Source organism: Stackebrandtia soli, from assembly GCF_965137155.1.
GTDB classification, from domain to species: Bacteria; Actinomycetota; Actinomycetes; order Mycobacteriales; family Micromonosporaceae; genus Stackebrandtia; species Stackebrandtia soli.
The window spans coordinates 23,095-29,455 of the sequence record NZ_CBCRZX010000023.1 but is presented as its reverse complement, the minus strand read 5'-3'; the positions used below and the strand labels follow the sequence as shown (position 1 = coordinate 29,455).

5 protein-coding genes are annotated in these 6,361 nt (G+C 66.8%); 3 read left to right on the top strand and 2 right to left on the bottom strand.

The window, feature by feature from the left end; all coding sequences use genetic code 11:
• Positions 1-78: 78 nt before the first annotated feature.
• Positions 79-828 carry a protein phosphatase 2C domain-containing protein gene (locus tag ACM9NP_RS14525; protein WP_415647215.1) on the bottom strand — a complete coding sequence of 250 codons (750 nt, stop codon included), beginning with the start codon at positions 826-828 and terminating at the stop codon, positions 79-81.
• The gene (locus tag ACM9NP_RS14520; protein WP_415647214.1) at positions 828-1,937 is read right to left on the bottom strand and encodes a GNAT family N-acetyltransferase; all 1,110 of its coding nucleotides are present in this window, start codon (positions 1,935-1,937) and stop codon (positions 828-830) included. Before ACM9NP_RS14520 ends, ACM9NP_RS14525 begins: the two co-directional genes overlap by 1 nt.
• 216 nt (positions 1,938-2,153) lie before the next feature.
• Here ACM9NP_RS14520 and secA point away from each other — a divergent pair, with 216 nt between their 5' ends.
• The 3 genes from secA to ACM9NP_RS14505 all read left to right on the top strand — a co-directional run bounded on the left by secA (position 2,154) and on the right by ACM9NP_RS14505 (position 6,199).
• Positions 2,154-5,000, top strand: a complete 2,847-nt coding sequence (gene secA / locus ACM9NP_RS14515; RefSeq protein ID WP_415647213.1) for a preprotein translocase subunit SecA — start codon at positions 2,154-2,156, stop codon at positions 4,998-5,000.
• 178 nt (positions 5,001-5,178) lie between these two features.
• Positions 5,179-5,643: a hypothetical protein gene (locus ACM9NP_RS14510; RefSeq protein ID WP_415647212.1), complete on the top strand. Its 465-nt coding sequence runs from the start codon at positions 5,179-5,181 to the stop codon at positions 5,641-5,643.
• Positions 5,644-5,704: 61 nt separating this feature from the next.
• On the top strand, positions 5,705-6,199 hold the full coding sequence (locus ACM9NP_RS14505; protein ID WP_415647211.1) for a DUF6912 family protein: 495 nt from the start codon (positions 5,705-5,707) through the stop codon (positions 6,197-6,199).
• Positions 6,200-6,361: the final 162 nt, after the last annotated feature.

Sequence of the window (6,361 nt, the reverse complement as noted above, 5' to 3'; positions counted from 1 at the left end):
CTCAGGTCACGCAATTCGCAAAGTCATGAGGCCGACACCGGCCGTTTCATATGACTGTGCTATTTCAGCGCGGATCTGTCAATCATTATCGATGTCGTCTATGTGACACAGCACGGCCGTGGCATCGTCGAAACGCTTGCCGCGCACCCCTTCCGCGGCATCGTCGGCGGCGCGGACCCGATCGAGCAGGCCCGTCGGTCCGTCCTGTTCGGCCAGTGCGAGGACGTCGGCCCATGCGAAGCCGTATCGCTCCACGAGGCGCGAGGCCCCGTCGGTCAACAGGAGCAGTCGCCGGGCCTGCCCCGTTGGAATCGTGCCTGTCAGTGCCATCCGGGCGGCTTCGGGGCGAGTGCTGGCGACCCAGAACCCGCCGGGACTGTTGCGCAGCTTCGCGACGGAGTCGTAGCTGTAGTCGGGGAGGTGATCGACGCGGTCGTCGATGACGGGTGAAAGACCCACCGCCGTCTCGACGAGCAGCGGCGAGTCCCCGAGAACGAGATAGTCGACGCCATGGGGCCGCGCTCGCACGATCGTGATGGTCGTGGACGGGGAGTCCGGATTGGACAGATCGCAGTCCGCGTGGTCGGCGCGGGTCGCCGTGATCGCGTCGGCGAGGAGTTCCGGCAGCGGCGCCGTCGACGTGAGCAGTCGAGCCGCCGTATGGCCGGCGACTCGCGCGACGAGCCACGGCACGTCATGGCCGCAGCCGCTGTCCCTCGACCGGGGCGCGGTCGCTCCATCCAGGACGATTGCGAAGTTCGGCCCGGTGACGAACGCGTCGTCGTTCGGGGTTCCCGGTGACGGCCGTGTCGCGGCCGCGGTCCGCATCAACGGTCCTTCGGCAGGATCGACCACATGACGTTGTCGACGAAGCCCCCGCCGGGAGCGAGGAGTCGGTCTCGTTCCAGGCCCTCCTTGACGAACCCGGCTCGGGCCAGGACCGCCTGCGAGGCCGCGTTGTCGCTGGCGGTGCCCGCGACGACGCGTTTCGCGCCGACGATGTCGAAGGACCAGTCGACGGCGAGCCCGACGGCACGCGACATGAAGCCGCGCCCCCGGAACTCGCGCGCGAGGCTGTAACCGAGCATCACCTGCGGGAGCGGTCCGCCTTGCCGGTAGACGCCCATCGCTCCGGCGAGCTTCCCCGTCTCGGCGTCGCGAATCGCCATTCGGGCCGCTTGACCGGCCAGCCACGCCATCTGCGCGCCGTGGTTGCACAGCTGCTCGATCGCGGCGCGGTCCGGTGGAATCGGCGGCATGCTCGTGCCCCAGACCTCCGGCAGGGCGCTCAGGGCGAAGTACTCGTCGGTGTCGTCTGGCGTGAACGGGTCGAGCGCGACGACGCCGTCGGTGAGGCGCCCGCTCGGCAGGTCCGGCAGGTAGCGCGGTGCCGGGGGCGGCGGATCGGTCGGTAGACGCGAGTAGACGAGGTAGTCGCTGCGCCACTGTTCGCCGACCGCCGCGGACCGCAGGAGGCCGTCCTTCTGGTAACCGGCGCGGATCGCGACACGCTGACTGGGAATGTTCTCCGGGACGACGCGAAGCTCGGAGCGCTCGATCCGATTGGCGAAGAGGTAGTCGGTGACGGCGATCGTCGCCTCCGCCGCGACGCCTCGCCCGCGCGCCCACGGCGCCGTCACGTAGCCGATTTCGGCGCTGCCCCGGCCGCGATCGACGTCGGCGAGGCCGATTCCCCCGAGGTATCGATTGGTCTCCGGGTCGGCGATCACCCACTCCGCCGAGCCGGATTCCCATTTCCGCCGCGCCTTGTCGATGAAGACCCGCGCGTCGTCGGCGGTGTACGGGTCCGGCAGCCGAAGGAAGTGTCGAGCGGTCCGGTCGGAGCACGAGGCGACGATGTCGTCGACGTCGGAGTCGATAAACGGGCGAATCAGCAGGTGTCGTGTCGACAACTCAGTGTGGGGGAAATGACTCATGGGGCTCCTTTCGGTGCCGTTCGGATCGACGGCACTGTACGGGGTGTGGCCACCGTGACGCTTGTTGCGGTTAGATGTTGGCGAGTCGAAACCCGATCATGTCGAGGTCCGTCTCACCGCGCACAGGAATAACTGTCGCCCCCGGCCGTTCTAGCACACGCGAACACCCACGTACGATGGAACGCCGGTAGCGCAATAAGGAGCACTGACAACACCGTGTCAATTTTCGAGAAGCTGCTGCGGGCCGGCGAAGGCCGCATGCTGAAACGACTGAAGGCCATCGCCAAGGCGGTCAACGAGTTGGAGGACGATTACACCGACCTCACCGACGCGCAGCTGCGAGCGTTGACCGATGAGTACCGCGAGCGCCTGGACGACGGCGAGACCGTCGACGACCTGCTGCCCGAAGCATTCGCGACGGTCCGTGAGGCCGCCAAGCGAGTGCGCGGGATGCGTCACTTCGACGTCCAGATCATGGGTGGAGCCGCCCTGCACTTCGGCTACATCGCCGAGATGAAGACCGGTGAGGGTAAGACCCTCGTGGGGACGCTGCCCGCCTACCTGAACGGGTTGACCGGCAAGGGCGTTCACATCATCACGGTCAACGATTACCTGGCACAGCGCGACGCCGAGTGGATGGGGGAGATCCACCGCTTCCTCGGGCTGACCGTCGGTGTCGTCCTCGCGGGCCAGACGAACAAGCACGGCGAGGCCTACAAGTGCGACATCACGTACGGAACGAACAACGAGTTCGGTTTCGACTATCTGCGTGACAACATGGCCCGGACGAAGGAGGCCCGCGTTCAGCGCGGCCACCACTTCGCCATCGTCGACGAGGTCGACTCGATCCTCATCGACGAGGCCAGGACGCCGCTGATCATCTCGGGCCCGGCCGCCCTGTCGGCGAAGTGGTACGAGGAGTTCTCGACCATCGTCAAGCGCATGAAGCGCGACGTCCACTACGAGGTCGACGAGTCCAAGCGCACGATCGGTGTCACCGAGTCCGGTGTCGCCGTCGTCGAGGACCGTCTCGGCATCGAGAACCTGTACGAGTCGTCGAACACGCCGCTCGTCGGGTACCTGAACAACGCCATTCGCGCCCGCGAACTGTTCAAGAAGGACAAGGACTACATCGTCTCCGAGGACGGCGAGGTCCTGATCGTCGACGAGTTCACCGGTCGTGTCCTGAGCGGACGTCGGTACAGCGAGGGCATGCACCAGGCCATCGAGGCCAAAGAGGGCGTCAAGATCAAGCAGGAGAACCAGACTCTCGCGACGGTCACCCTCCAGAACTACTTCCGTTTGTACGACAAGCTCGCCGGCATGACGGGTACCGCCTCCACCGAGGCGGGCGAGTTCAACAAGGTCTACAACGTCGGCGTGGTCGAGATTCCGCCGCACCGCGGCCTGGCCCGCAAGGACCAGACCGACGTCGTCTACAAGACCGAGGACGCCAAGTACGACGCCGTCGTCGACGACATCGTCGAACGGCACGAGATGGGCCAGCCCGTTCTCGTCGGTACCGTCAGCGTCGACAAGTCCGAGATGCTGTCGACGATGCTGCGCAAGCGCGGCATCCCCCACTCGGTGTTGAACGCGAAGTTCCACGCCAAGGAAGCCGAGATCGTCGCGCAGGCGGGCCGCAAGGGCGGCGTCACCGTCGCGACGAACATGGCCGGTCGTGGTACCGACATCCTCCTCGGCGGGAACCCCGAGTTCCTGGCGGCGGCCGAGCTGCGTCGTCGCGGCATCGACGAGGCCGACGAGGACAAGTACGCCGTCGAATGGGAGACCACCCTCAAGAAGTGGGAGGCCGCCTGTGACGAGGAGGGCGAGGAGGTCCGCGACGCGGGCGGTCTGTACGTCCTCGGCACGGAACGGCACGAGTCCCGCCGTATCGACAACCAGCTGCGTGGACGTTCCGGCCGTCAGGGCGACCCGGGCGAATCGCGCTTCTATTTGTCCCTTCAGGACGAATTGATGCGCCGGTTCAACTCGCAGGCCGTCGAGGCGCTGATGGTGCGCTTGAACATGCCGGACGACATGCCGATCGAGAACAAGATCGTCACCCGGATGATCCGCAGCGCGCAGGCGCAGATCGAAGGCCAGAACGCCGAGTCGCGGAAGAACGTCCTCAAGTTCGACGAGGTCATGAACAAGCAGCGCCAGGTCATCTACGCCGAGCGCTCGCGGGTGCTCGACGGCGAGGACGTCAACGCCGAGATCCAGAACATGATCGACGACGTGATCGTCGCGTACGTCAACGGCGCGACCGAGGACGGTTTCACCGAGGACTGGGACCTCGACGAGCTGTGGAAGGCGCTCAAGCAGCTGTACCCGATCGGCGTGACCGTGAAAGAGGTCGAGAAGTCGGTCGGCGGCCGCGAGAAGCTCGACCCGGAGAACCTCGCCGACGCCATCACCGAGGACATCCACACCGCCTACTCCACCCGTGAGGAGGAGGTCGGCGAGAAGCTCATGCGCGACTTGGAGCGCAACGTTCTCCTCCAGGTGATCGACCGCAAGTGGCGCGAGCACCTGTACGAGATGGACTACCTCAAGGAAGGCATCAACCTTCGCGCCTACGCGCAGCGGGACCCGGTCATCGAGTACCAGCGCGAGGGCTTCGACATGTTCACCGTGATGCTGGACGGCATCAAGGAGGACACGGTCCGATACCTCTTCAACCTGGAGATCCAGGTCAAGGAGGCCGAGGAGACCGAGGCCGCAGCCAAGGCGGGTAAGGCGAAGCCGTCGCCCGTGTCGTCCTCCGCGACGATCACGGCGAAGGGCCTCCCGCAGGTCACCGAACCGACGAGGCTCCAGTACACCTCGCCCACGATCGACGGTGGGGCGCAGGTCAAGGAGGAGGTGCCGGACGCGCTGCGCGCCGACGGCAAGAAGGGCCGCAAGGCCGGACCGTCGTCGAAGGCGGCGTCCGGTGGCAAGCAGCCCGCCCCGGGCCAGAAGGTCGGCTCCACGACTCCGCGTAACGCCGAATGCCCCTGTGGCTCCGGCAAGAAGTACAAGCGGTGCCACGGCGCTCCCGGCGCCCAGGACTGACGACAGCGACGACGGCGCCCGGCCGGTCTCACCCGAGACCCGCCGGGCGCCGTCGTTTCGCGCGGAAGTTCGGGCGACGCGCCGGTCGAATCGCGATCTTTCACCCGTGAGTGGGACAAAATACCTGCCGTGGGACTTGCCGGTGCCGCGTTGAACTCGTGAGTCGAAGGAGATCGTCGTGGGTACTGGCGGCGCCGATGCCGTTGTGGGCGAACAGTTTCATGTGCCGTTGCGGTTGTCGAGCCAGCGGCGGTCGGTGGGTTCGGTGCGGGCGGGGCGGTCGGTCACCGAACGGACCGAGCCGGACATGACGGTCATGGCGGTGACGGCGAACGTCATCACCGGTGTGTTGACGGCGCGGCTGCCGGTCGAGCGAATGAGCCGTTTCAGCGACCGCGCGGGGTACGCGTCCTTCGTCGAGGCCTGCACCGTGCTGTGCCGTTCCTGCGGCGGCGACGTCGACGGCCTGCGGGGGCTGCGATCCGTTCGGAGCGCGCGGGTCGGTCGATTGCGGCCGGGAGTGCGGGCGGGAACGGCGGACGCGCTCGTGACGATCGAGGTGGGGGACAATCACCGCGTGCTGGACGTTCAGTTGCGCGCCGACGGTCGGCGAGGTCTGCTGACGTCATGCTGGTTGTTGTGAGCGCGGTCGCGGATCGGGCCTGCGCCGGGCCGCACCGGATACCGGAGGAATAATCGCCGTTATGACACGGATCTACCTGCCCGCCACGGTGGCGACACTGCGCCGTCTGTACGAGGACGAGGCGGTCACGCCGAAGCAGGCGCACGCCGTCACCCCCGGCCTGCGTGAGTGGTACACCGAGGGCGATGAGGAGGACTTCGAGTACGTCGCGTTCACGAGGGCCGCTCAGGACGCGCTGTGGTTGTTGGCGGAGGCGCCGACCGATCAGCCCCGACGCGCGGTCATATCCGCCGATGTGGACGGACAGGTCTCAGCGGCCGGTGGGTATGTGTTGGGAGACAGCAAGGTCACATGGGACGCGCCGATTCCCCTGTCGTCCGTCGCGGCTGTCCATATTGATGGTTTGGACGCGGAGTCGGAGGTGGTGGCGGCCGTGAAGGCGTTGGTCGCCGCCGACGCGGGTGACGAGGACGCCCGGTTCGTCGTCGACGCGGCCGAGGATCACGAGCTCGAATGGTACGACCCGACCGAGCTGGCGGTCCTGCTGCAACTCTGACCATCGCCCGCTCGGCGCCGCCTGCCCGACGCGAGACGGCTCAGCCGTTCCGTTCACATTGGGTGCCCGGTGGCACTACTTGCTTGAAACCACAGCGTCTTTCGCCTCGCCGCGTTCTCCGAACCTCGGCGTGCGGGTGTCCCGTGGCTTGGTGGGGGCCAC